Here is a 21,964-nt window from a genome sequence, read left to right as displayed (position 1 = left end):
AAAAGAAAAATGAGTTATCTCGATACTACCTACGATGTTTATAAAGATGCAGCCCTAACCCCGGATGTTGGGTTGTGCTGCACGACCAATCCAATTTGGGAATTGCCCGGTCTTAAAATTCCCAAGATCATGCAGGAGATGAACTATGGCTGTGGCAGTACCGTGCACGCCAGGGATCTTTCCAACAATCCAAAAATGCTTTATGTAGGTGTTGGCGGCGGGATGGAACTGCTTCAATTCGCATATTTCAACCGTGAAAAAGGCGGAGTTATTGGGATCGATATGGTAGATGAAATGTTGGAAGCTTCCCGCAAAAACTTTATAGAAGCCGAAGCTGTTAACCCTTGGTTTAAAAGTGAATTTGTAACGCTTAAAAAAGGAGATGCCCTTAATTTACCTGTGGAAGACAATACGGTGGATGTTGCGGCGCAAAACTGTTTGTTCAATATTTTTAAGGCTGAAGATCTTAAAAACGCTATTGAGGAAATGTACCGGGTATTGAAGCCACATGGGAAATTGGTAATGAGCGACCCTACCTGCGAGCAACCGATGAACGAGGAATTAAGAAACGACGACAGGTTGAGGGCCTTATGTTTAAGCGGAAGCTTACCAATTGCCGAATATGTAAAAGCACTTACCGATGCTGGTTTTGGAACCATAGAAATTAGGGCTCGTAAACCATACAGGATTTTAGATCCCAAAAATTATCCAACAGAAGAATTGATCTATATAGAATCCATTGAAGTTGCAGCCATTAAAGATCCCATGCCGGAAGACGGGCCATGTATTTTTACCGGAAAAGCCGCGATCTATTATGGGGATCAACCTTTTTTTGATGATAAAAAGGGGCATGTCTTGCTTAAAAACCAGCCTTTGGCAATTTGCGATAAAACCGCTGCCCAGTTACAAGAGCTGGGGAGAAAAGACATTTACTTTAGCGAGTCCACCTTCCACTATGATGGGGGCGGATGTTGTTAGAATAGTTTGCCATCCTTTTTTTGTTATTCTGAAAGGAACGAAGTGGATTGAAGAATCTCTATGGAATATAATTATCCTTACCGGAGATCCCTCCAGACGTCGGGCTGACATCACTCTATTAATTATCATTCTGAACACAATGAATTGGAGTGAAGAATCTTTGGTTTTAAATATATTCCTCTTCCCGAAAGCTTTCAAGGTGGAATGACATTTTATTATTCTTGTTATACTAAGCTTATCGAAATGCCTGAATAAAAACAACATTGGTCATCTCGTCACCCTGAGACCCGTAATAAAAAAAATATATAGCGTAGGAAACGGACGTATTTTTATATAAGCTGATGGGATGCTGAAACAAGTTCAGCATGACGACAGTTCCGCATCGTCACCCTGAACTGGTTTCAGGGTCTTGGATTCACAAATAAATAAAAATCCGTCAATGGTAACTTGTTTCAGGGTCTAATCCTGATTTCATGGGATGCTGAAACGAGTTCAGCATGACAAAAAACTTGAAGTTTGGTAGTTGAAAGTAATAACTAGTACAGAAACGAACAATCGGTTTAATATACAAGACTTTATGAAAAAACAACCTTTATATGTAGCAATACTTGCTGCATTGTTTTTAAGCAGTTGTAATTTAATTTCTTCGGCAGGGTTTTCGAGCAAAGGTTTGCCAGCTAACGAAGCTCCAAAAGAATTAGCTTCTACAATAGCAAATTCTGAAGTAAATGTAGATCACAGCGAATGGAACAGCTTGCTTAAAAAACACGTTTCCAATGTGGGTCTTGTAGATTATAAAGGTTTTATGCAAGATAGGGAGCAATGGAATGCTCATCTCTCCAAACTTTCAGTAATGAAACCAACAAAAGACTGGTCTGTTCAAGAACAGTTGGCTTATTATTTCAATATTTATAATGCGTATACGGTAGCGCTCATTTTAACCAATTATCCCACAAAAAGCATAAAAGATATCGACGCAAATTGGACCAAAGATATCGTGACTATTTTCGACTGGGGTAAAAAAGACTTTACTGAAGACGGTAAAACTCTCTTAGGTTACATCAATACATATTCTAATGTAAAAAATAGCAGTTGCTTACAAGGACTATAATTGGGGTTTAAACGAACAAAAGTCTTCTGAAAAAGGAAGGGCAATACAAATAAACACAGGGGCGAAAAATGCAAGATTTGAGGTTCTTTATTTTTTACATGCAGATAGTTTCCCTCCACCCAATTTTGATCAATTAATTCTGAACGAAATAAATGCTGGTAATAAAGCCGGCTGTTTTCAAATGAAGTTTGATATGGATCACTGGTGGCTCAATTTAATGGGCTGGTTCACGAAATTCAATCATAAAGCTTGCAGGGGTGGAGACCAATCCTTATTTATCACGAAAAACTTATTTGAGGAGCTGGGTGGTTATAATGAAACATATGTGGTTTACGAGGACAATGAATTTATTGGCAGACTCTATAAACAAAAGGAATTTAAAGTAATTCCAAAGTTCATTACCACTTCCGCGAGAAAATACGAAGAAGTAGGGGTTTGGAAATTGCAATTTTGCTTTTCCTCTATTTATTTAAAAAGATCAATGGGGGCTTCGCCTGAAGAACTGCACCAATATTATAAGCGCAGGATCAATCCCTGATCGTTTCTCCATAAAAACCTTTTACCACTTTTAGAGCCGGTTTATTCTGTGGTGTAAATTGATTGTTTTCCATTCCTCCTGCCTGTTCATGCTTATGGAACCATTTCCACAAAAACCCTCCAGAGAACCACTCTTCCCTCCAGAATTCCCGGTATAGCGCCATCAAGGCATTCGATTGTAGATCGTAATTCAAAGAAGTTTCTTTTCTTGAGGAATCCCAAGGCTGCTTAGTGGCATAATCGGTGTTTCTATAGCCATATTCAGTAAACAAGACCTTTCTATCATATTTATTGGACAGCGCTCTTAATCGAGTTTTATGAGGTTTCCAGGAAGCCCTTAATTCTTCAATATTTGGGGATTTTCCTTCACTTAATGGGAAATAGGCGTCAACACCAATAAAGTCCAATTGGGTCCAAAACTTAACTTTTTCAACCTTGTCCCAATTTTCGGCATAGGTGAGTTTCCCTTTATAGATCTTTCTAACTTTGGTGATTAGTTGCTCCCAGAATTCCCTTCTCTCATTTGCGAATCCATACAATTCTGTGCCCAGGCAAAATAGTGCTGCATTTTCTTCAGCAGCCATTTTCGCGTACAGCATTATAAATTCTTCATAGTTGGATTCGAATTTCTTCCAATCTTCTTCAGAAGCCATTTTTATATTCCCGGTAAATTCCCCTTTCCAAATCCAGATTTGTGGTTTTATCATCACTTTTAAGCCCTGAGAATGCAGTAATTGTGTAGTTTCCCTCACGCCTTCCAAACGTTCGCCTTGCCATTGACGATCTGTATTGAACTTAAGATCTGGACTGGCAAGGCTTTCCATAAATCCAAATGGCATTACTGCCACCGCATTGGCATTTACATCTAAAATGGGTTTAATGTGGGAAGCTGAAATTGGTTCTCGGGAAGCCACTAAACTTATTCCGTTTATTTTTTCCTGCGCTTTTTGACCTTGACAGGAAGTAACCACGTACAATAAGAGAATTAGAAAAGAAAAGTTTTGCGGCATGGGTCTTAAAAGTTTTCTTGAATTTACGTTTTTATCCTATAGCTGTATTGTCACCCTGAGCGTAGGAAATTGACGTGTTTAAAATTCTATTAAAGGTAATTTATTTCCAGGTTTTTAAGGTTTTGAGACCAGTTCAGCATTGTTCGGCGTTTTATTGGTTCTCTGGTTATTGCCACGAATTCACGAATAATTTTCCAGGATTTCTAAAACCAATAATTCGTGCATTCGTGGCCCATGATTCTGTATATTGTTGGTCATCCTAAAACTTTTAATAAAAATATATGGCATAGGAAATTGATATATTTTACGAATCCGTCACTGGTGATTTATTCCAGGGTCTCAGTCTACATTGATTCTTGGTGCTATGAGATTCTGAAACGAGTTACTATTTACGTATTTTGAATACTTTGTCATCCCGACGTTAGCAGGGATCTCTGGTTACATTGTTTCTGTTTTATTGAGATTCTTCAGTCCACTACGTTTCCTTCAGAATGACAATCCCTTTTTTATTGTCTTCACGACCTAGGAGGTATCTACTCTAAGATCCTTCAACAGGCTACATTTGAGGTAATTTTTAACCAAGTCAATTTCCTACGCTAGATAAAAAAAAATTCACGGGTCTCAGAATAACGTTATTTATGCTTTTATGAGACTTTACAGATATCCAAAAGTTGTTCAAAAAGAATTCAATTCCCAGTTATAATTATAAAATTCGATTTTCAAACCTGCGGGTATGGCTGTTTTCCTGTATTTGTTTACATAATCTATCAAACTTCCATTCCCTTTAGTAAAATCTTGCTCGTACCATTTCATCAATTCCGAAAACAACACCTTGTCCTTTTGCACTTTTATAAAGTCAGAAGAATTCATTGTTTTAACAGTTTGCTGCTGCAATTGCTTTTCCAATGTTTCTGGCCTATAGGCTTCAGCAATTATTGGAGGACATCCTTTTGCGGCACATATAAGGACAAAATGAAATCTAGCTTCGTCTGGATAATTTCCCAATAAAAATTTCTTCTCGATATCATCCAAGGTTACCGATTTTTGCCCCAAACTATGTGTCTTGGCATTAAAGAAGCCTTCAATATCCATCGGGGATTTCACCGGGAACTGCTTAACAATTCCATTTATCACGCCAATATTGTACGCATTTATCCAAAATGCCTTATACACATCCGGATCTTCAGTAGAAACTTTTACCCGTTTTGCTTGGCTCAACAATTCGTACAAAGAGTTGGGATTCTGCTTTATTTCTGCGTACTTTACCCTGCCATTACTAACATATTGCTTAAAAAACGCATCGGAAGCATCAAAGAATTTTGAAGGTTCCTGAGCAAATGAAAAATTGGAAATAAGGAGTGTTAAAAAGAATAAATATTTCATTTTATTGAATTTATAAAAGGTTTCGAGCAATTCTGCGACCAAACGGATAAGAACTGAGTCGGATTTTTAAAAAATTACTAACCCGATTGTCACCAATCCTCTAAAAATAAGGAATTATATGGAGCATGTTGTCATAATAGGCAATGGAATTTCTGGAATTACCGCCGCCAGACACATTAGAAAACAATCTGACAAAAGGATCACAGTAATTTCTTCGGAAAGCGATCATTTCTTTTCCCGCACTGCCCTTATGTACGTATATATGGGCCATATGAAATGGGACCATTTAAAACCTTACGAGGATTGGTTCTGGGAGAAGAACAGGATAGAACTTAAAAACGCGTACGTTTCCCAAGTTCAACCAGAAAACAATCAGCTTAGCTTTTCTTCCGGAGAAAAAATGAGCTACGATAAATTGATCATCGCCTCTGGCTCCAGTTATAACAAATTCGGTTGGAAAGGCCAGGATCTTGATGGCGTGCAGGGAATGGTCACCAAACAGGATCTCGAATTACTGGAAGAAAACACCAAAAATTGTAAAAGGGCAGTTATTGTTGGTGGCGGACTTATAGGCTCTGAACTTGCCGAAATGCTGACCACAAGGAAAATTCCAGTTACATTCTTGGTAAGGGAAACTAGCTTCTGGAATATTGTGCTTCCTCCGGGGGAGTCAGAAATCATCAACAATCATATTAAAGAACACCATATAGACCTTAGGTTGAACTCTAATCTCAAGGAAATTCTTTCCGACGAAAATGGCAGGGTGAAGGGCGTAACTCTAGAAGAAAATGGAGAAGAGATCGCATGTGAGCTGGTAGGGCTTGCAGCTGGGGTTTCCCCTAATATTGCTTTTCTAAAAGATTCGGGAATTGAGTTGGGTAGAGGTATAAAAGTGAATAGATCGCTTCAAACAAATTACGGGAACATCTATGCCATTGGAGATTGTGCTGAACAGCATGAAGGAATAGGTGATAGAAGACCTGTGGAGGCTGTTTGGTATACCGGTAGAATGATGGGGGAGGTAGTGGCTCAAACAATCTGCGGAAACCCAATGCAATACAATCCCGGTCATTGGTTCAACAGTGCCAAGTTTTTCGACATAGAATATCAAACTTATGGCTGGGTTTTTCCAGAGCCACGTAAAGGGGAAGCACATTTTCATTGGAAGCATCAAGATGGTAGAAAATGCATCACCATAAATTATCAAGAAGAAGGCAGGAAATTTGTAGGTATCAATACCTTCGGAATTAGAATGAGACATGAAACCTTCGATACATGGCTTACCGAAGAAAGATCTGTGGATTTTGTGATAGAAAACCTAAAACAAGCCAATTTTGATCCAGAATTTTATGATAAATACGAAACTGAAATTCAGCAAAATTTCAACAAACATCAACCAGTAACTCACTAAACCCTAAAAAACTACAAGTAGTATGGAAAACAATATGTCCTTGACCGGCGATGTTTCAAGATCCCTAAGTATTTCTCAAAAGTTGTCCACTTTCTTGGGTGTTTCTGGTGTGTTTATCTTAATGCTGGCGGCCTTCAACTTTAACTTTCCAAACAAAACTTTTTGGTTGTACACATCCCTTGCGGCAATAGGAATTGGCGTGATATGGTTCGCACAAGCTACCTATGCCCATAAAACCGAGGGCATAAAAAATGACCATATTTGGTTTAAATCCATAACCAACAGAGGCGTGTTGGGCTGGATCACCGGTTTGATGCTAACAGGTTTTTATATTGTTCTCTATTTTTATCCGGAGCTGTTAGGCTTAAGTGCCGAAGGACAAAATACCGGGATTATTTCACTTTTCGATCCGTTAAGCAAGCTGTTAGGCGGGACTCCCGCCAGCCAATGGTTTGTTTATGGGACCCTTTATACTATTGCGATTCTTGCCTTCGGGATAAAATTCATTTGGAAATACCGTCATAATAAGTATGAGCGTTTGCGCACCTTTTCGGTCATGTTCTTCCAGTTGAGCTTTGCTTTTCTTATTCCAGAATTTATGCAACGCTTAAACAGTGATAATTTTTCATTGCCCTATTACGATCTCAAGAGTATTTGGCCGCTCAATTATTATAATTTCGAACAATACCGTGTGGATTCCATGATAAGTGCCGGGGATATAGGACTAGCAATGCTCATTTTTGGGGTGCTTTCCATATTCGTTATTACCCCAATCCTTACTTATAAATATGGAAAAAGGTGGTATTGTTCCTGGGTTTGTGGTTGTGGGGGCTTGGCTGAAACTGCTGGGGACCCATTCCGGCATTTAAGCGACAAAAGGCTATTTGCCTGGAAAGTGGAACGTTGGGTAGTACATAGTGTGGTGGTTTTTGTGGTGCTCATGACAACTGCTGTTATTTATTCCTATCTAGGTGAAGATGGAAAGTATTGGTTGAATAGAACCAGTTTTTTAATTGGAGTTGTAGTGCTGTTAACTGCTGTTTTTGCCTTGGTAATGATCTTTAAAAGAAATGAATTTAAGAAAGACGCAAAATTCGGGGCCATTGGATATATGGCAATTATACTTTCACTTGTTGGCTTTCACTATTTAAGCGGGAACGGACAGGTGTTTCTCTTTGAAGCAGAAAAGTTACGGATGTTTTATGGTTTTTTAATAGGTGCCATTTTTAGCGGGGTAATAGGCACCGGGTTTTATCCCATTTTTGGGAACAGGGTGTGGTGTAGGTTTGGTTGCCCATTCGCTGCGATCTTAGGTTTCCAGCAACGCTTGTTTTCAAGGTTCAGGATTACCACCAATGGTGGGCAATGTATCTCTTGTGGGAATTGTTCTACCTACTGCGAGATGGGAATAGATGTTAGGGCCTATGCTCAAAAAGGCGAAAACATCGTAAGATCCAGCTGTGTAGGCTGCGGAATCTGTTCTGCGGTTTGCCCAAGAGGAGTTTTAAAGTTGGAAAACGATTCTATGAATGGTAGAATAAACGCCAATGAAATTCTATTGGGAAACGATGTGGATCTAATGGATCTACTGAATCAGAAATAATATTTTGTAAGTAACTACCTTTGCAATCGAACCTATACTTGTTCCAGTATTTAGTTACATGAGAAGATCCCCACAGAATGTCTGAAAAAATTATTGTTATTATCCCGGCTTTTAATGAAGAAGCTTCCATAGGGAAGGTGATTCAGGAAATCCCGAAAATTGTTTCAGAGATCATTGTGGTTAGCAACAATTCTACAGATCGCACTGCAGAAGTTGCGAAAAAAGCTGGGGCTACCGTTCTTTTTGAAACAAAAAAAGGCTATGGTTATGCTTGTTTAAAAGGCATGAAATATATTTCTGAAAAAATGGAAAAACCAGGTATCATCGTATTTCTGGATGGGGATTACAGCGATTATCCTCAGGAATTGACAAAAATTATTGAACCAATACTTTCGGATAATATAGACATGGTTATTGGATCCCGGGTTAGTAAATGGCGGGAAAAAGGCTCTATGACTTTTCCTCAGCGATTTGGAAATTGGCTGGCAACTTCCTTGATGAAGTTATTCTTCAATGCCAATTTTACAGATCTTGGACCATTTAGGGCTATTAAATACAGCAAATTACTTCAGCTAAATATGCAGGATAAGACGTATGGCTGGACCGTGGAAATGCAATTAAAAGCCATAAAGCAAAATTTAACGTATATAGAAGTCCCCGTGCATTATAAGAACAGGATTGGGGTCTCAAAAGTTTCAGGAACTATTAAAGGAGCTATCTTTGCAGGGGTTAAAATATTGACTTGGATCTTTAAATACAGTTTTAAATAATGGATTTTGCGATTATAATAGTCTACACACTCGCGCTCTTGCTTATTTTATTATATAGCATCTCACAATTGAGTTTGCTTATAAATTACCTTAGATCAAAAAAAAGGGACGACCCCAGTGATAAATATAATTTTTCCAATCCTTCGGAAATTCCTCTAGTTACTATCCAATTGCCACTTTATAATGAAATGTATGTGGTGGAAAGATTGCTGGAAAATATTTCCAAAATCGATTATCCATCACATAAGTTGGAAATTCAGGTTTTAGACGATTCTACAGATGAAACCATGACAGCTACTGCAAAACAAATCCTTGAACTTCAAAAGAACGGACTCGACATTCAACATATTACCCGAATAGACAGAACTGGATTTAAAGCGGGGGCCTTAAAAGAAGGACTTAAAATTGCAAAAGGGGAATTTATTGCGATTTTCGATTCAGATTTTATGCCGAAACCGGATTGGCTTCTTCAAACAGTTCCTTTTTTTAAAGACTCTCACATTGGTGTTGTTCAAACCAGATGGGGGCATATTAATAGGAACTACTCCTTGCTTACCAAAATTCAGGCTTTTGCCTTGGACTTTCATTTTATTCTGGAACAAGTAGGCAGAAATTTCGGAAATCATTTTATAAATTTTAATGGTACTGCCGGGATATGGCGAAAAGAGTGCATTATGGATGCCGGCAACTGGAGCGGGGATACGCTAACCGAAGACCTAGATCTTAGTTACCGGGCACAGATGAAAAAATGGAAGTTCAAATATCTGGAACATGTAGAAACGCCTGCTGAATTACCAGTAGTTATTAGCGCTGCGAGATCTCAGCAATTCAGATGGAACAAGGGAGCTGCAGAGAATTTTCAGAAGAATTACGCCAAATTACTTTTTGACAAAACGTTAACCGCAGGAACAAAATTCCATGGATTCTTCCATTTGTTAAATTCCAGTATGTTCCTATTGATCTTGCTTTTGGCCGTTTTAAGCGTTCCCGTTCTATATATAAAAAACACCAATCCGCAATTCAGCAGCTATTTTAATGTGATCGCATTTTTTGCAATAAGCACACTTATCTTTTTCATCTGCTATTGGGTTACCTACGCCAAAATACATGGAAAAGGAATTGGAAGTTTTTTTAAATTTACTGGGATGTTCCTTACCTTTTTCTCCATCGCAATGGGCTTTTCTGTGCATAACTCGCTTGCAGTGTTGGAGGGACACTTCGGAAAAAAGAGCGAATTCATCCGTACCCCAAAATTCAACATTAATAATCTAAAAGATTCCTGGAAGGGCAACAAATATTTATCCCGAAAACTATCTCTAAGCAATATGGTGGAAGGATTGCTTTGGTTGTATTTCGGATTTGCCATCTATAGCGCCTTTGTCTTAAAAGACTTTGGGCTTATTATATTTCATCTGATGCTTTTTGCAGGCTTCGGATACGTTGTTTTCAAGTCATTACTCTCAAAAGTTTAATTTCCAGATGGATTCCCTTACTCAAATTGTTTTAGGAGCTGCCGTTGGGGAAGCTGTTTTAGGAAGAAAAGTTGGCAATAAAGCCATGTTGTACGGGGCTATCGCCGGCACCATTCCAGATCTGGATTCATTTGCTCCGCTCTTTACCGATACGCTCACTGCCATAGAGATCCATCGAGGTTTCACCCATTCCATTGCTTTTTCTCTACTTTTTGCTCCCATTTTTGGGTGGCTTATCGCTAAAATTGAAAGAAAATCGAATGTAAGTTGGAAAGATTGGTCGTGGCTCATGTTTTGGGGGCTGCTTACCCATCCTTTATTGGATGCTCACACTACCTGGGGAACGCAGCTTTTTTGGCCATTCGACCTTCGGCTGGCATATAAAAACATCTTTGTAATAGATCCGCTTTACACGCTCCCTTTTCTCATTTTCCTGATTTTGGCAATGCGGTCCAAACGCGGATCAATAAAAAGAAGGAAATACAATAATCTGGGACTCATTATTAGCAGTGCCTATATGTTGTGCACGATCGGTTTAAAAGGAATCACTTATTATAAATTCAAGAACGCATTAGAAGATCAGGATATTTCTTATCTGCAACTCCAAACTAGGCCCAGCCCTTTTAACACCATCATGTGGTCTGCCAATGTAGAATTGGAAGATGCCTATTTAATTGGGGATTATTCATTTTTAGATTCCAAACCAATAACATTTAAAAGCATCCCTAAAAATCATTATTTAGTCCACTCTTTTAAAAATGAAAATAATTTAGACCGAATAATTGCGATCTCCCAAGGCTGGTACGCCATTTCCAAAAGAGGTGAAAAACTTTACTTTAACGATCTGCGTTTTGGCTCATTAGATCCCAATGCCGATAACCCAAAATTTGTATTTAGTTACCTCTTGAAACAAGAAAATGGGGAATTAATTGTGGAAGAAGTACCAAGAGATCCCGAAGAAGCAAAAGCACTTTTAATGGAATTAGGAAATCGAATGATTGGGAATTAAAATCTTCTATGTGTAAAAACGAATTAAGGTATTTCCATAGAGTATCATAAAATAATCAAGAACATCATTCTGAACTTGTTTCAGAATCTCGAAACACTAAGAATCCATACTGCAAATTGAGACCCTGAAATAAATTCAGGGTGACGGAACAACTATTGAGTATAAAACGGAGGTACAAACAAAATTTCCTCTATTAATATGGTTAGCTTATCTTTAAGACACAATATTTAATTTTTATCTATGCACTTATCCCGAACCCTATTCCTTCTATTATTCCTCTGCACTACTTGTCAATTAAACTTTGGTCAGGAACGATCAGAAGAACTCAATAAAATTATTGAAAAAGTTCAGGATCATAAAAGTTATGAAATCAAAGAGTTTCCGTTGGGTCTATATACAGAAGATCACTATCGCAGACAATCACTTTTTGCGAGTGAGCAATTAAAAAAATTGAATTTATTGAATACTTCTAAAATGTCCCAAACAGACATGATCTCTTTGGATCTTTTAAAATATAAACTTCAGGAAACCATCGATACTTTTGAATATAAATTATATTTAAATCCGTTGCTTTCCGATGCTGGGTTTCATTTGAGCTTGCCATATAACGTTACCCATCTTGCCGATTATTCGCAGGTTAAAACATACCTCAATAAACTAAATTCGATTCCAGAGTATGTAGATCAGCATCTCATTTTACTTAGAAAAGGATTAAAATTAGGGATTACCCAACCCAAAGTGATTTTTGAAGGTTATGAAAGCACGTATAATGATCAGCTGGTTAAAAATTATTCGGACAGCTATTACTATACTCCATTTAAAGATTTGCCCGCCACCCTCTCTACAGCCCAAAAAGATTCCGTTTTAGATGCTGCCGAAAAAGCTATTGAACAATCGGTATTACCAGAGTTTAAAAAGATCAAAAAATTCTTCGACAAAGAGTATCTGCCGAAAACCCGCACTAGCTTAGGAGTTTCAGAAATCCCTAATGGGCGGGCATTTTATCAGAACAGACTGAATTATTATACCACACTAGAACTTACGGCGGAAGAGATCCATCAAATCGGCTTAGATGAGGTCTCCCGTATCAACACTGAAATGAAGCAAATTATCAAGAAGGTGAATTTTGAAGGTTCCTTCGAAGAATTCATTCAATTCCTAAGAACCGACCCTCAATTTTATGCGAATACTCCCGAAGAACTATTAAAAGAAGCCCGGAATATTTCAAAAAAAATAGACGCACAATTGCCGAGATTTTTCAAAAAACTACCTAGAAAACCTTATGGAGTTACCCCGGTGCCCGATGCGATCGCGCCGAAATATACTACGGGAAGGTATATCTCTCCGCAAGAGGACACTCAGCCTGGTTATTATTGGGTAAACACCTACGATCTGCCTAGCAGGCCACTTTATGTGTTGCCCTCCCTTACCGCGCATGAGGCGGTGCCAGGGCATCATTTACAGATTTCCTTAAATTCAGAATTAGGAGATAGTATTCCAAAATTTAGAAGACGCTTTTATCTTTCAGCTTATGGAGAAGGTTGGGGATTGTATTCAGAATTTCTAGCTGAAGAAATGGGCATTTACACCACTCCTTACGAGATGTTTGGAAAACTCACGTACGAGCAATGGCGGGCCTGTAGATTGGTAGTGGACACAGGGATTCATGCTTTGGGATGGACAAAAGAACAAGCAGTTGACTTTTTACGAGAAAATACCGCGCTATCTTTTCATGAGATCAATACCGAAGTGGACCGCTATATTTCTTGGCCGGGACAAGCGGTTTCCTATAAAATAGGGGAATTAAAGATTCGGGAGTTACGAAAAAAGGCTGAAAAGGAACTAGGAACGAATTTCGATATCCGCGATTTTCATGAAGTGATCCTTTCTCAGGGCACAGTAACCTTGGCAATTATGGAGAAATTGGTGAATAATTATCTTGAAAAGAAGGGGAATTAATCAACTTTTCACTTTGTTCAATTGTCATTGCGAAGGAGCTTTTTTGCGACTGAGAAATCTCTTTTGTATGTGAAATATTCAATTCCATTGAGATCTCTCACTACGTTCGAGATGACATGTTAAACAGCATCTGCTTCTTTCTTCTGTATTTTAAGGATTCGCTTACCTTTGCGATCTAATAAAGAAACAATGAGTTTAGAGCAAGAATTATTTCAGCGTAGCGGATCAAAATGTGAATTATGTAGTTCTGCAGAAGACCCACAGATCTACGAAGTGCTGGAAAGCCCAACCAAGGGTACCGAGAGCGCAATTCTTGTTTGCAATACTTGTAAAGAACAACTTGAAGATCCGGAAAAAATTGAACCCAATCATTGGAGATGTCTAAACGATAGCATATGGAGCACTGTTCCTGCAGTTCAGGTGGTAGCTTGGCGAATGCTAAATAAATTGAAGGCTGAAGGCTGGCCACAAGACCTTTTGGACATGATGTATATGGAAGAGGATGTAAAGGAATGGGCGAAAGCTACTGAAGTTGCAGATCCTGCAGCAAAAAGTATAGTTCATAGGGATAGTAATGGAGTGATCCTAGAAGCCGGTGATTCCGTAGTGCTTATCAAGGATCTCAAAGTGAAGGGCAGCAGTATGGTTGCCAAGCAAGGAACCGCAGTGCGCCGAATTACTCTAGACCATGAAAATGCAGAATATATTGAAGGTCGGGTAGATGAGCAGCAAATTGTGATTATCACTCAGTATGTGAAGAAACTTTAATCCCCCAATAAAACAATAATGCCAATACTACCCTGAGCGGAGCTGAAGGTGAAGGGTATAATAAAACTTCTCGACTCCGCTTGAAGTGACAAAAAAATTCGACATATTACGGATAAATCTGCGAAAATCTGTGAGATCTGCGGGAATACTTTTACAAATAGTTCATTTCACATTTCGACAGGCTCAATGTGACAAACCCAGTTTGACAAGCGAAATTCATTATGATAATTACTTCTTAGTCATTTCAGTGAAATGCTTGTAAAACAGAGGAATCGTCTTAATTCCTTTTAAATAATTCCAAATCCCAAAATGCTCGTTAGGAGAATGAATAGCATCACTATCCAATCCAAAGCCCATTAAAATAGTCTTACTTTTTAGCTGTTTTTCGAAAAGTGCCACAATTGGGATACTTCCCCCACTGCGCTGCGGAATTGGCTCTTTTCCAAAAGAATCTTTATAGGCGTTGCTTGCTGCCCGGTACGCTACAGTATCTATTGGCGTAACATAGGCTTGTCCTCCATGGTGAGGTTTTACTTTTACCCGAGTTCCTTTGGGGGCAATACTTTCAAAGTGCTTCTTGAACAATTCGGTGATCTCCTGCCAATCTTGATTTGGCACTAATCGCATGCTGATCTTCGCAAAGGCCTTACTGGCAATTACAGTTTTTGCGCCTTCACCAATATAGCCGCCCCAAATTCCATTTACATCCAGGGTTGGTCTAATGGAATTACGTTCGTTGGTAGAATATCCTTTTTCGCCATACACCTCTTCAATATCCAGTGCTTCCTTATATTTTTCCAATGAAAATGGAGCCTCTGCCATTTTTTCGCGTTCTTTTGTACTTAATTCATCTACTTTATCATAAAATCCCGGAATGGTGATATGATTGTTTTCATCGTGCAAGGAAGCGATCATTTTGGTAAGCACATTTATAGGATTTGCAACCGCTCCTCCGTACAATCCGCTGTGCAAATCTCTATTTGGGCCAGTGAGTTCCACCTCAACATAGCTCAATCCGCGTAATCCTGTTGTGATAGATGGTGTGTCTTTTGCGATCATTCCGGTATCGGAGATCAGGATCACATCGTTAGCCAATTTTTCTTTATTTCTTTCTATAAACCATCCAAGGCTTTCACTTCCAACTTCCTCTTCCCCCTCGATCATGAATTTCACATTACAAGGTAAGTTTCCGGTTTTGGTCATGTATTCCAAAGCTTTTACGTGCATGTACATTTGCCCTTTATCGTCGCAAGCGCCACGAGCAAAAATGGCTCCTTCTGGGTGAACCTTTGTGTTTTTGATCACAGGTTCGAATGGCGGACTGTCCCAAAGTTCAATAGGGTCTGCTGGTTGCACATCGTAATGTCCATACACCAAAACTGTAGGAAGGTTTTTGTCTATAATTTTTTCTCCGAAGACAATTGGATATCCTGGGGTCTCACAAATTTCTACAGAATCGCATCCTGCTTCTTTCAAAGCATCTTTTACGGCTTCGGCAGTGTTCAAAACATCCTTTTTGTAAGTAGGATCGGCGCTTACCGAAGGAATTTTCAATAATTCCATCAATTCTGAAATAAAGCGGTCCTTATTTTCTTCAACATATTTATCTAAATTCTTCATGTTTATATTTTTGAAATCCCCCAAAGGTAATAAATAGATATTTTTTTGTTGGGCTATTTGAATATAGAAACATTTATGTATATTTGCAGCCGCTTATCTAGGTAAGCAGTTTTACAGCGAGTCCCAAGTGTTGTAAAATGGAAATGCGGGCGTGGTGGAATTGGTAGACACGCTAGACTTAGGATTAAACCAAATAAAAGTTCTTAAAATATCAAAAATGCGGGCGTGGTGGAATTGGTAGACACGCCAGACTTAGGATCTGGTGCCGCGAGGTGTGGGAGTTCGAGTCTCCCCGCCCGTACAAAAGCCGAAGATTTCTCTTCGGCTTTTTTTATTGAAAATTACGCCACTTTTTTTCTTGGGTACAACATAGGTACAACATTTTTACTTTTTTAGGGCTCTCATAAGTTTTATAAGCTTTTGATTATAAATCGTTCCAAATCAAATTAATTTGATGGGTTGTTCAATAGTATGTAAGATGCCTTATGTGTTTCTTTTGGTTTTTTCATTTGATAAACACCGATATTAGTATAATTGTTTTTAACTATCGATAGGATTTTTTCAATGTATCCCTGTTCAGCTTTTTGGCCTATTATTATGTTTCTTAGAGCTTGTCTGTCGTGGTATATTTTACCTGTTCTATCTTTTATCAATCTTAATTCTTTTTCAGAACTCCAATCCTCTAATTTGTGGTAAAGTAAATCCACGATTCCATTAGATTGAGTTATTGGCTTAAATTCTCTTTTCGTTAGTTCAGGAACATAGAAAACGGGAAGAAGATTATGGAAAAATTTTAAATCATAATCTATATTATATTGGAGGCACAATCCTTTGTGATTGTTGGCATAATTGGCCCATAAATTATAATTAATCTGGTGCATCGAGAAACAAGCTATTCCAAAAGATAAAATAAATTCTCCTAATTTGTCGGTAGCGATTTTTTGAACATACTCCACTCCATCCTTTCTCTTTATGTAATCATAAACTAAAGGATCTTTAGTGCCTTTTAGAATTTCTTGCTTTAGAAGATTTAGCTCTTCTTTCGATGGAGTTAAGTGGAGATAGTTTGGACTAGAATCAAAGGGATCATTAAGTTGGTCTCTATTTGCAAAATAGATGTAATGGTTTTGAATTTCGTCTAGTACATAGTCATTGTCAGGTCTATATCTAAATGCATAAGGTATGCCAATATGTTTTAGTTCGTTATTCATATTATTAATTGGGTTTAATCATATATAATTCTTCTAGGGAAATCCTGATAGGAGTTTTTAATGAATCTAAATATAACAATATTTATTTCAAATATTCTCCACTAATATTAGAAAGTGGCAATATTTTGATTTCAAATATTAGCCACTTTTTTGTATATTTGGCAAAGTTTTGATTTGTAGGTTATGCCAAAGATTATAGAAAACAGAATTATAGAAGCATTCAAGGACCAGAGTTCTTTCGATAGAGATGAGCTATTTCACTTCTATTTGGAATTTGAACCAGACCTGAAAGAAAGCACGTTTAGTTGGCGAATTTATGACCTAAAGAAAAAGGACATTATAAAAACTATTGGGCGGGGGCTGTATGTTATATCCTATAAACCCAAGTACAAGCCTGTATTGTCTGATAATGTTCTAAAAATAGCACGTAAGACCAATGAAAAGTTTTCGGAAATCCAATACGCCATATGGGAAAACCAATGGCTTAATGAATTTACACAGCACCAGGTGTCAAATCAAATGATTGTTGTGGAAGTAGAAAAGGAATTTACAGAATCACTTTATTATTATCTCAATGATTCTTTGCGAATGGATTTTTTCTTGAATCCAGATGAAAAGGAAATCGAGTTCTATATTTCAGAAAGTACAGTGCCTGTAGTCATAAAACGTCTTGTTACAAGAGCGCCCATAAACAAATTGAGAGACAAAAAAAATACAGTTCTTGTTGCCACACTTGAAAAAATAATGGTGGATTTGTTCGCAGATGAAAATCTGTTTCATTTTTACCAAGGTTCTGAACTCGTAAATATTTATGAAAAGATATTGGAACGATACAGTATTAATTTCACAAAGCTCTTTAGCTATGCGAAAAGACGGAAGAAAGAAGAAGAAATAAAGCAATTTATAAATAACCATATACCTAATATTCTAGAGGACATAATTAATGATTAATAGCAAAAGTTTTACAAGAGAATGGTTGGATACTTTCCGGGCACAAAAAGAACATAAAGGGATTAATGTGACCATTTTGGAAAAAATGGTTCACGCATTTTCTTTATTGGAACATTTAAAGATAGCAGGACTTGATTTTGTCTTTAAAGGCGGAACATCACTTGTGCTTTTACTGGAGGAAGGTAACCGATTTTCAATTGACATCGATATTATTTCAAGTGTAGGGCGTGAACCCTTGGAAAAAATTCTTGATACAGTAGTCTCCAGATCACACTTTAAAAGGCATATACTGAACGAGCGTCGAAGCTATAAAGATGGGGTGCCCAAGGCACATTACACTTTTGAATTCGATTCAGTATATAATCCTAACGTTCCAGGAACAATTCTTCTGGATATCCTTTTTGACAGTCCACATTATCCCGAACTTATTGAATCTACTATTGACACACCGTGGCTTTCGGTCGATGAAACTCTAACAGCCATTACAACGCCTTCGATAAATGCTATTTGTGGAGATAAGCTAACTGCTTTCGCCCCTGAAACGATAGGTATCCCATATTACAAACAAGGACGACCTTTTGCAATGGAAATCTGCAAACAATTGTTCGACTTGGCTAAATTGTTTGAGAGCATTACAGATATCGCCATTGTGAAGGCCAGTTTTTCTGCCTTTGCTAAGGCAGAACTATCCTATCGAAGTTCCGATAAAGATTTTAGCAGCAGGAAACTTACAGAAACCGACGTACTGTGGGATTCTATAAACACCTGTACGGTTATTGCCAGAAGAGAAAGTAATTCAACCACCGAAGCAAAAAAGAAATTTGCTGATTTGAATTTGGGTATTCGCAGTTTTGGTAGCGCATTTTTGATGACAGGAAATTTCAGAATTGAAGAGGCAATGGCAGCTTCATCAAGAGTAGCTTATTTAAATGCGATACTGTTACAAGATGAGATAACAGAAATCGAATATTATGAAGGGCAAGATATAAGCAAACTTGCTATCGAAAAAGCAGATTGGGCATTTTTGAACAAATTGAAACGACAACCAGATAAAACCATCTTTTATTATTGGTATAAAGCTGTGGAACTATTAATAATTTAATACAGATGGAGTTTAAATACATTATCGAAATATGCGTTGCAATTGATATTGCCATTATTGGTTTGGCGTATCCTATTACTTTAGATAAAATATCTAATATTGGCAGTAAGTACAAATCAAATTATTTATCAAGGGTATTTGAAAAAGAATTTCCACAGATAAGTTTGGGTCCAAAACTTTGGTATCGTTCAAGACCTATTACTTATTTTGAATGGTTACTTTTTGCAACATTTTCTTCTTTTTTGTTTTTAATATTTGAGTTTGAGCCTTGGTTTCCTTGGTTAGCAAGCAGTAATCAATTGCTTGTTTTTATATTGACTACAATTCTACTTATTTCATTGATAATTTGGGTGGATAAAGTTGCATTATACATAGGGAAACCAACAAGGCTTTTAACCAGATTAATTTCAAAGTATAAATCGAAGAAAACAGATAGTGTTTATAAGACTTACTTATTAAAAACTATCAACGAGTTCACAACGTTTGCAGTAGAAAATGAAGATGAACATTTACTTGAGACTCTGAGTAGCTTTTATACTCAAGAATTTTTAGAAATGAGAGATAAGAATCCTTCAAATAAACCTATTGAATACCCGATAGATTTTTATCTTATTAATAGAAATATTATAAAAAAGCAGATTAGGAAACCTCGAGAAGAGTTAGATGCAGTAACCTTAAATTCGGTTTCGAACTGGTGGCTTCTTGGTCAAGATTTTAAAGAAATACCTATATCGTCTACCACTTATTCCTGGATGTGGGGAAATATCATATTAATTTCGGATTCACCTAAATTGATTGTCCGGCATTGGGGTACGGCACATCAATATTATAGTATGCGTTTAGAAAGCATACAAGGAGATTATAATATAGAAACTCGTGGTTATGATAATCAAGATGCTATTGATTTCAGAAAAAGAGAGCAAATCGAATTTTTTGAGTTTCATATTGCATTGGGTGGGTTACTTCTTTACAAAAATAACTATGAGGCTCTAAAGAGAATTTTAAACTATACCCAAAGTCAACCTGTCCAATATTACCTGCTACCTAACTCTATGTATGAAGTGTTTTATTGGTTCGCTTATTTTAAAGACGGGTTTATACAGGATAGAACACCTGTTGACTTTAAATATCGATTTCCAGAAGTTGACAATCTAGGAATATCCAGACAAATAACATTTTGGATATGTAAATACGTTGCTCTTTTGTTTCTTAGACAATATTTTGTTCAGATTAATTATACCAATCGGGGAAGCACAGAACAACCAAGAATGCCAGATACTGTTGCGGAATTACTTAAATGGAAAGGTTCTATAGAGTATTTTGAGTTTTGTCTAGATAAAATTTTGGAAGAACAAGAGCTTCTTAAAATTTTAGGTTATGAAATAACAAAAGAACATAAAGGTACATTCGATAACTTCACAGTTGAATTGGCACAGAATATTGAAGAGGCCATTCTTAATAAACGAATTTCTGCAAAGTTGAGTCCTGAGAAGATCGCTAATTTTAAAATAAATTCTACGCAATTAATTGCAAATGCTTTTGATGTTTACAAACCAATCATTAACAGTAATGATTTTTCAACAAAAGAAAAAGATATACTTAGGATAGGTCTTCAAGGCACTAAAAGATTAATGCAAAAGCAGGCATTTACAGAAGGGGATATTCCTCATATGAATTATGACACCATATTCGGAGAGCTAATAGTTTCAGAAGTACTTAATAGATATATACCCAATTCTTTTCTTACTGCCCGAACACGTCGTTATTTAATTGAAAGAAGTGAGATCCCAGCTGCACTTAAACAGTTGAAATATAAAAATTCTACTCACGTTATAATTGGAGTCAATTTTGTAAGTCACAGTATTAGGGCCGACCTTGATTATTTAAAGAATATAATCAATCTTCCTTCAAGATTCTTTAGAGACGTATTGTTTATAATCCCTAAATCTGACCTACCAATATTAAAATATAATACGTTGAATCAGGATGATGTTGATGAACTTAAATTAGATTTAATGGACGAAGAAAAGAAGCTGTATGCATCGGTTATAGATTTAACTCAGGAAGCAAATTCAAATTACAGGGAACAATGGATTGATGATAGGCACGAGAACCCACGTGAATCTGTACAAATCACTTTGGCTTTTGCTTCAGAATTGATTTGGAAGGTAAATAGAGATGTTGTTCAGCTTAATATGGTTTCCCCCTACCAAGAACAGGGAATTAAGGATGATTTGAATAACATTGAACCTTTTGAAAGTCTAGAAGATGATTAATTTCAGAAACCCACACCATATAGAGCCACCAGGAGCTTTGCGCGAAATATTATCGCATCCAGTAAATGAAAATGAAGCTATAGAACTTGCAGTATTTCAAGAACACCGCTATGCATTCTTCTATTGGAACAAATGGATGCGGAAAAACAATGGAGCACATCCACCCTGTTTAGTTTCTTTAGACTGGCATCAGGATTTGTGTTATCCAGAAAATGTAGAAAAAGAATGGCTAGACGCGCTAGATTTGACTAGCGATGCAGATGTTTCTGTTTTCTCCTGGGCAAAACTTGCAGGCAATAATGACGGTCATATTTTGTGTGCAGCTTATCTTAATTTAATTGGAGATATATATGTACATTGTAGACAAGCACCATTTCCTGGCGCTTGGAAAGATGAAGAATTGATTGATACTTATGGAAATAAGCACACAATCAAAAAGTTCAAAACTTATGAGGGTTTACAAGATGAATTATTTAAATCTTCGGAAACATCTGTGTTTTTCGATATTGACTTGGATTTCTTTTCGCTAAAGAATGGTCTAAGCGACGGTTCATTTGAATTTACATATCTACAGGAAAAAGAAATAAGGACAATGTTGAATAAGGACAACACTTTAATCAACTGGGTTTTTGAACGTCTAAAGGGTTTCACAATTGCAACAGAACCTGAACATTGCGGCGGACTTTTAAAAAGCAATAAATTTTTAGGCTTAATCAGTGATATTTATTTCCAACCAGAATTGTTTGCACCAAAATGTAATTGGAAATGGAAACCAAAATATTGACGGAATATT

At 37.2% G+C, this 21,964-nt stretch carries 18 protein-coding genes, 1 tRNA gene and 1 pseudogene; 16 read left to right on the top strand and 4 right to left on the bottom strand.

Features of this window, described 5'->3' with window-relative positions; genetic code table 11:
- Nucleotides 1-9: 9 nt before the first annotated feature.
- The 4 genes and pseudogenes from arsM to JM83_RS19770 all read left to right on the top strand — a co-directional run bounded on the left by arsM (nt 10) and on the right by JM83_RS19770 (nt 2,627).
- Nucleotides 10-978, top strand: a complete 969-nt coding sequence (gene arsM / locus JM83_RS08550; RefSeq protein WP_144961186.1) for an arsenosugar biosynthesis arsenite methyltransferase ArsM — start codon at nt 10-12, stop codon at nt 976-978.
- A 577-nt stretch (nt 979-1,555) separates the two neighbouring features.
- Nucleotides 1,556-2,089 carry a DUF547 domain-containing protein gene (locus tag JM83_RS19140; RefSeq protein WP_186435064.1) on the top strand — a complete coding sequence of 178 codons (534 nt, stop codon included), beginning with the start codon at nt 1,556-1,558 and terminating at the stop codon, nt 2,087-2,089.
- Nucleotides 2,064-2,234 (top strand): annotated as a pseudogene (locus JM83_RS19775) (hypothetical protein); the annotation flags it as partial. The gene JM83_RS19140 and the pseudogene JM83_RS19775, both read left to right, overlap by 26 nt.
- A 48-nt stretch (nt 2,235-2,282) precedes the next feature.
- Nucleotides 2,283-2,627: a hypothetical protein gene (locus JM83_RS19770; RefSeq protein WP_409994694.1), complete on the top strand. Its 345-nt coding sequence runs from the start codon at nt 2,283-2,285 to the stop codon at nt 2,625-2,627.
- Here the strand turns inward: JM83_RS19770 and JM83_RS08540 are convergent.
- Entirely contained in the window at nt 2,617-3,636 is a 1,020-nt protein-coding gene (locus tag JM83_RS08540; RefSeq protein ID WP_144961184.1) for a glycoside hydrolase family 113, read from the bottom strand. The two genes, JM83_RS19770 and JM83_RS08540, sit on opposite strands and share 11 nt — an antisense overlap.
- Nucleotides 3,637-4,311: 675 nt before the next feature.
- Nucleotides 4,312-5,019, bottom strand: coding sequence for a DUF547 domain-containing protein (locus JM83_RS08535; protein WP_144961182.1), 708 nt, complete (start codon nt 5,017-5,019; stop codon nt 4,312-4,314).
- Between the two features lie 118 nt (nt 5,020-5,137).
- Between JM83_RS08535 and JM83_RS08530 the strand changes: the two genes are divergently transcribed.
- From JM83_RS08530 to JM83_RS08500, 7 genes are all read left to right on the top strand, one after another.
- On the top strand, nt 5,138-6,430 hold the full coding sequence (locus JM83_RS08530; protein WP_144961180.1) for an NAD(P)/FAD-dependent oxidoreductase: 1,293 nt from the start codon (nt 5,138-5,140) through the stop codon (nt 6,428-6,430).
- A 22-nt stretch (nt 6,431-6,452) separates the two neighbouring features.
- Nucleotides 6,453-8,033 (top strand): 4Fe-4S binding protein, encoded by a 1,581-nt coding sequence (locus JM83_RS08525; protein WP_261376405.1) that lies wholly within the window; start codon nt 6,453-6,455, stop codon nt 8,031-8,033.
- A gap of 77 nt (nt 8,034-8,110) precedes the next feature.
- Nucleotides 8,111-8,803, top strand: coding sequence for a glycosyltransferase family 2 protein (locus JM83_RS08520; RefSeq protein WP_144961178.1), 693 nt, complete (start codon nt 8,111-8,113; stop codon nt 8,801-8,803).
- Entirely contained in the window at nt 8,803-10,275 is a 1,473-nt protein-coding gene (locus JM83_RS08515; RefSeq protein WP_144961176.1) for a cellulose synthase family protein, read from the top strand. Before JM83_RS08520 ends, JM83_RS08515 begins: the two co-directional genes overlap by 1 nt.
- Before the next feature lie 7 nt (nt 10,276-10,282).
- A complete protein-coding gene (locus JM83_RS08510; RefSeq protein ID WP_144961174.1) occupies nt 10,283-11,284 on the top strand; it encodes a metal-dependent hydrolase in 1,002 nt (333 codons plus the stop codon).
- A gap of 240 nt (nt 11,285-11,524) precedes the next feature.
- Nucleotides 11,525-13,243, top strand: a complete 1,719-nt coding sequence (locus JM83_RS08505) for a DUF885 domain-containing protein (RefSeq protein ID WP_144961172.1) — start codon at nt 11,525-11,527, stop codon at nt 13,241-13,243.
- 189 nt (nt 13,244-13,432) lie between these two features.
- Nucleotides 13,433-14,011 carry a PhnA domain-containing protein gene (locus JM83_RS08500; RefSeq protein WP_144961171.1) on the top strand — a complete coding sequence of 193 codons (579 nt, stop codon included), beginning with the start codon at nt 13,433-13,435 and terminating at the stop codon, nt 14,009-14,011.
- Nucleotides 14,012-14,239: 228 nt separating this feature from the next.
- On the opposite strand, the gene JM83_RS08495 is transcribed toward JM83_RS08500, so the two are convergent.
- Entirely contained in the window at nt 14,240-15,631 is a 1,392-nt protein-coding gene (locus JM83_RS08495) for a dipeptidase (protein ID WP_144961169.1), read from the bottom strand.
- Between the two features lie 219 nt (nt 15,632-15,850).
- On the opposite strand from JM83_RS08495, the gene JM83_RS08490 reads away from it, so the two are divergent.
- Nucleotides 15,851-15,932 (top strand) — tRNA-Leu (locus tag JM83_RS08490).
- 145 nt (nt 15,933-16,077) lie between these two features.
- Here JM83_RS08490 and JM83_RS08485 read toward each other — a convergent pair.
- The gene (locus JM83_RS08485; protein WP_144961167.1) at nt 16,078-16,842 is read right to left on the bottom strand and encodes a DUF2971 domain-containing protein; all 765 of its coding nucleotides are present in this window, start codon (nt 16,840-16,842) and stop codon (nt 16,078-16,080) included.
- A 183-nt stretch (nt 16,843-17,025) separates the two neighbouring features.
- Between JM83_RS08485 and JM83_RS08480 the strand changes: the two genes are divergently transcribed.
- Genes JM83_RS08480 through JM83_RS08465 form a run of 4 tightly spaced genes read left to right on the top strand, consistent with a single transcriptional unit; the run spans nt 17,026 to nt 21,955 of the window.
- A complete protein-coding gene (locus JM83_RS08480; RefSeq protein WP_144961165.1) occupies nt 17,026-17,793 on the top strand; it encodes a DUF6577 family protein in 768 nt (255 codons plus the stop codon).
- Complete coding sequence (locus JM83_RS08475; protein WP_144961163.1) at nt 17,786-18,895, top strand: nucleotidyl transferase AbiEii/AbiGii toxin family protein; 1,110 nt, start codon at nt 17,786-17,788, stop codon at nt 18,893-18,895. The genes JM83_RS08480 and JM83_RS08475 overlap by 8 nt, the downstream gene beginning before the upstream one ends.
- A 5-nt stretch (nt 18,896-18,900) precedes the next feature.
- Entirely contained in the window at nt 18,901-21,171 is a 2,271-nt protein-coding gene (locus JM83_RS08470; protein ID WP_144961161.1) for a hypothetical protein, read from the top strand.
- Nucleotides 21,164-21,955, top strand: a complete 792-nt coding sequence (locus tag JM83_RS08465) for a UPF0489 family protein (RefSeq protein ID WP_144961159.1) — start codon at nt 21,164-21,166, stop codon at nt 21,953-21,955. The genes JM83_RS08470 and JM83_RS08465 overlap by 8 nt, the downstream gene beginning before the upstream one ends.
- Nucleotides 21,956-21,964 lie beyond the last annotated feature (9 nt).

Origin of the sequence: Gillisia sp. Hel_I_86, assembly GCF_007827275.1 — a bacterium.
Lineage (GTDB): Bacteria > Bacteroidota > Bacteroidia > Flavobacteriales > Flavobacteriaceae > Gillisia.
Note: the sequence above shows the minus strand (reverse complement) of the source record. Positions and strands in the feature narration are given on the sequence as shown.

Excerpts from the sequence above, each read along its gene's own strand:
- JM83_RS08505 (WP_144961172.1), top strand. The coding sequence starts at position 11,525 with ATGCACTTATCCCGAACCCTATTCCTTCTATTATTCCTCTGCACTACT.
- JM83_RS08485 (WP_144961167.1), bottom strand. The coding sequence starts at position 16,842 with ATGAATAACGAACTAAAACATATTGGCATACCTTATGCATTTAGATAT.
- JM83_RS19140 (WP_186435064.1), top strand. The coding sequence starts at position 1,556 with ATGAAAAAACAACCTTTATATGTAGCAATACTTGCTGCATTGTTTTTA.
- JM83_RS19770 (WP_409994694.1), top strand. The coding sequence starts at position 2,283 with ATGGATCACTGGTGGCTCAATTTAATGGGCTGGTTCACGAAATTCAAT.
- JM83_RS08515 (WP_144961176.1), top strand. The coding sequence starts at position 8,803 with ATGGATTTTGCGATTATAATAGTCTACACACTCGCGCTCTTGCTTATT.
- arsM (WP_144961186.1), top strand. The coding sequence starts at position 10 with ATGAGTTATCTCGATACTACCTACGATGTTTATAAAGATGCAGCCCTA.
- JM83_RS08495 (WP_144961169.1), bottom strand. The coding sequence starts at position 15,631 with ATGAAGAATTTAGATAAATATGTTGAAGAAAATAAGGACCGCTTTATT.
- JM83_RS08480 (WP_144961165.1), top strand. The coding sequence starts at position 17,026 with ATGCCAAAGATTATAGAAAACAGAATTATAGAAGCATTCAAGGACCAG.
- JM83_RS08535 (WP_144961182.1), bottom strand. The coding sequence starts at position 5,019 with ATGAAATATTTATTCTTTTTAACACTCCTTATTTCCAATTTTTCATTT.
- JM83_RS08540 (WP_144961184.1), bottom strand. The coding sequence starts at position 3,636 with ATGCCGCAAAACTTTTCTTTTCTAATTCTCTTATTGTACGTGGTTACT.
- JM83_RS08475 (WP_144961163.1), top strand. The coding sequence starts at position 17,786 with ATGATTAATAGCAAAAGTTTTACAAGAGAATGGTTGGATACTTTCCGG.
- JM83_RS08520 (WP_144961178.1), top strand. The coding sequence starts at position 8,111 with ATGTCTGAAAAAATTATTGTTATTATCCCGGCTTTTAATGAAGAAGCT.
- JM83_RS08500 (WP_144961171.1), top strand. The coding sequence starts at position 13,433 with ATGAGTTTAGAGCAAGAATTATTTCAGCGTAGCGGATCAAAATGTGAA.
- JM83_RS08470 (WP_144961161.1), top strand. The coding sequence starts at position 18,901 with ATGGAGTTTAAATACATTATCGAAATATGCGTTGCAATTGATATTGCC.
- JM83_RS08510 (WP_144961174.1), top strand. The coding sequence starts at position 10,283 with ATGGATTCCCTTACTCAAATTGTTTTAGGAGCTGCCGTTGGGGAAGCT.
- JM83_RS08465 (WP_144961159.1), top strand. The coding sequence starts at position 21,164 with ATGATTAATTTCAGAAACCCACACCATATAGAGCCACCAGGAGCTTTG.
- JM83_RS08525 (WP_261376405.1), top strand. The coding sequence starts at position 6,453 with ATGGAAAACAATATGTCCTTGACCGGCGATGTTTCAAGATCCCTAAGT.
- JM83_RS08530 (WP_144961180.1), top strand. The coding sequence starts at position 5,138 with ATGGAGCATGTTGTCATAATAGGCAATGGAATTTCTGGAATTACCGCC.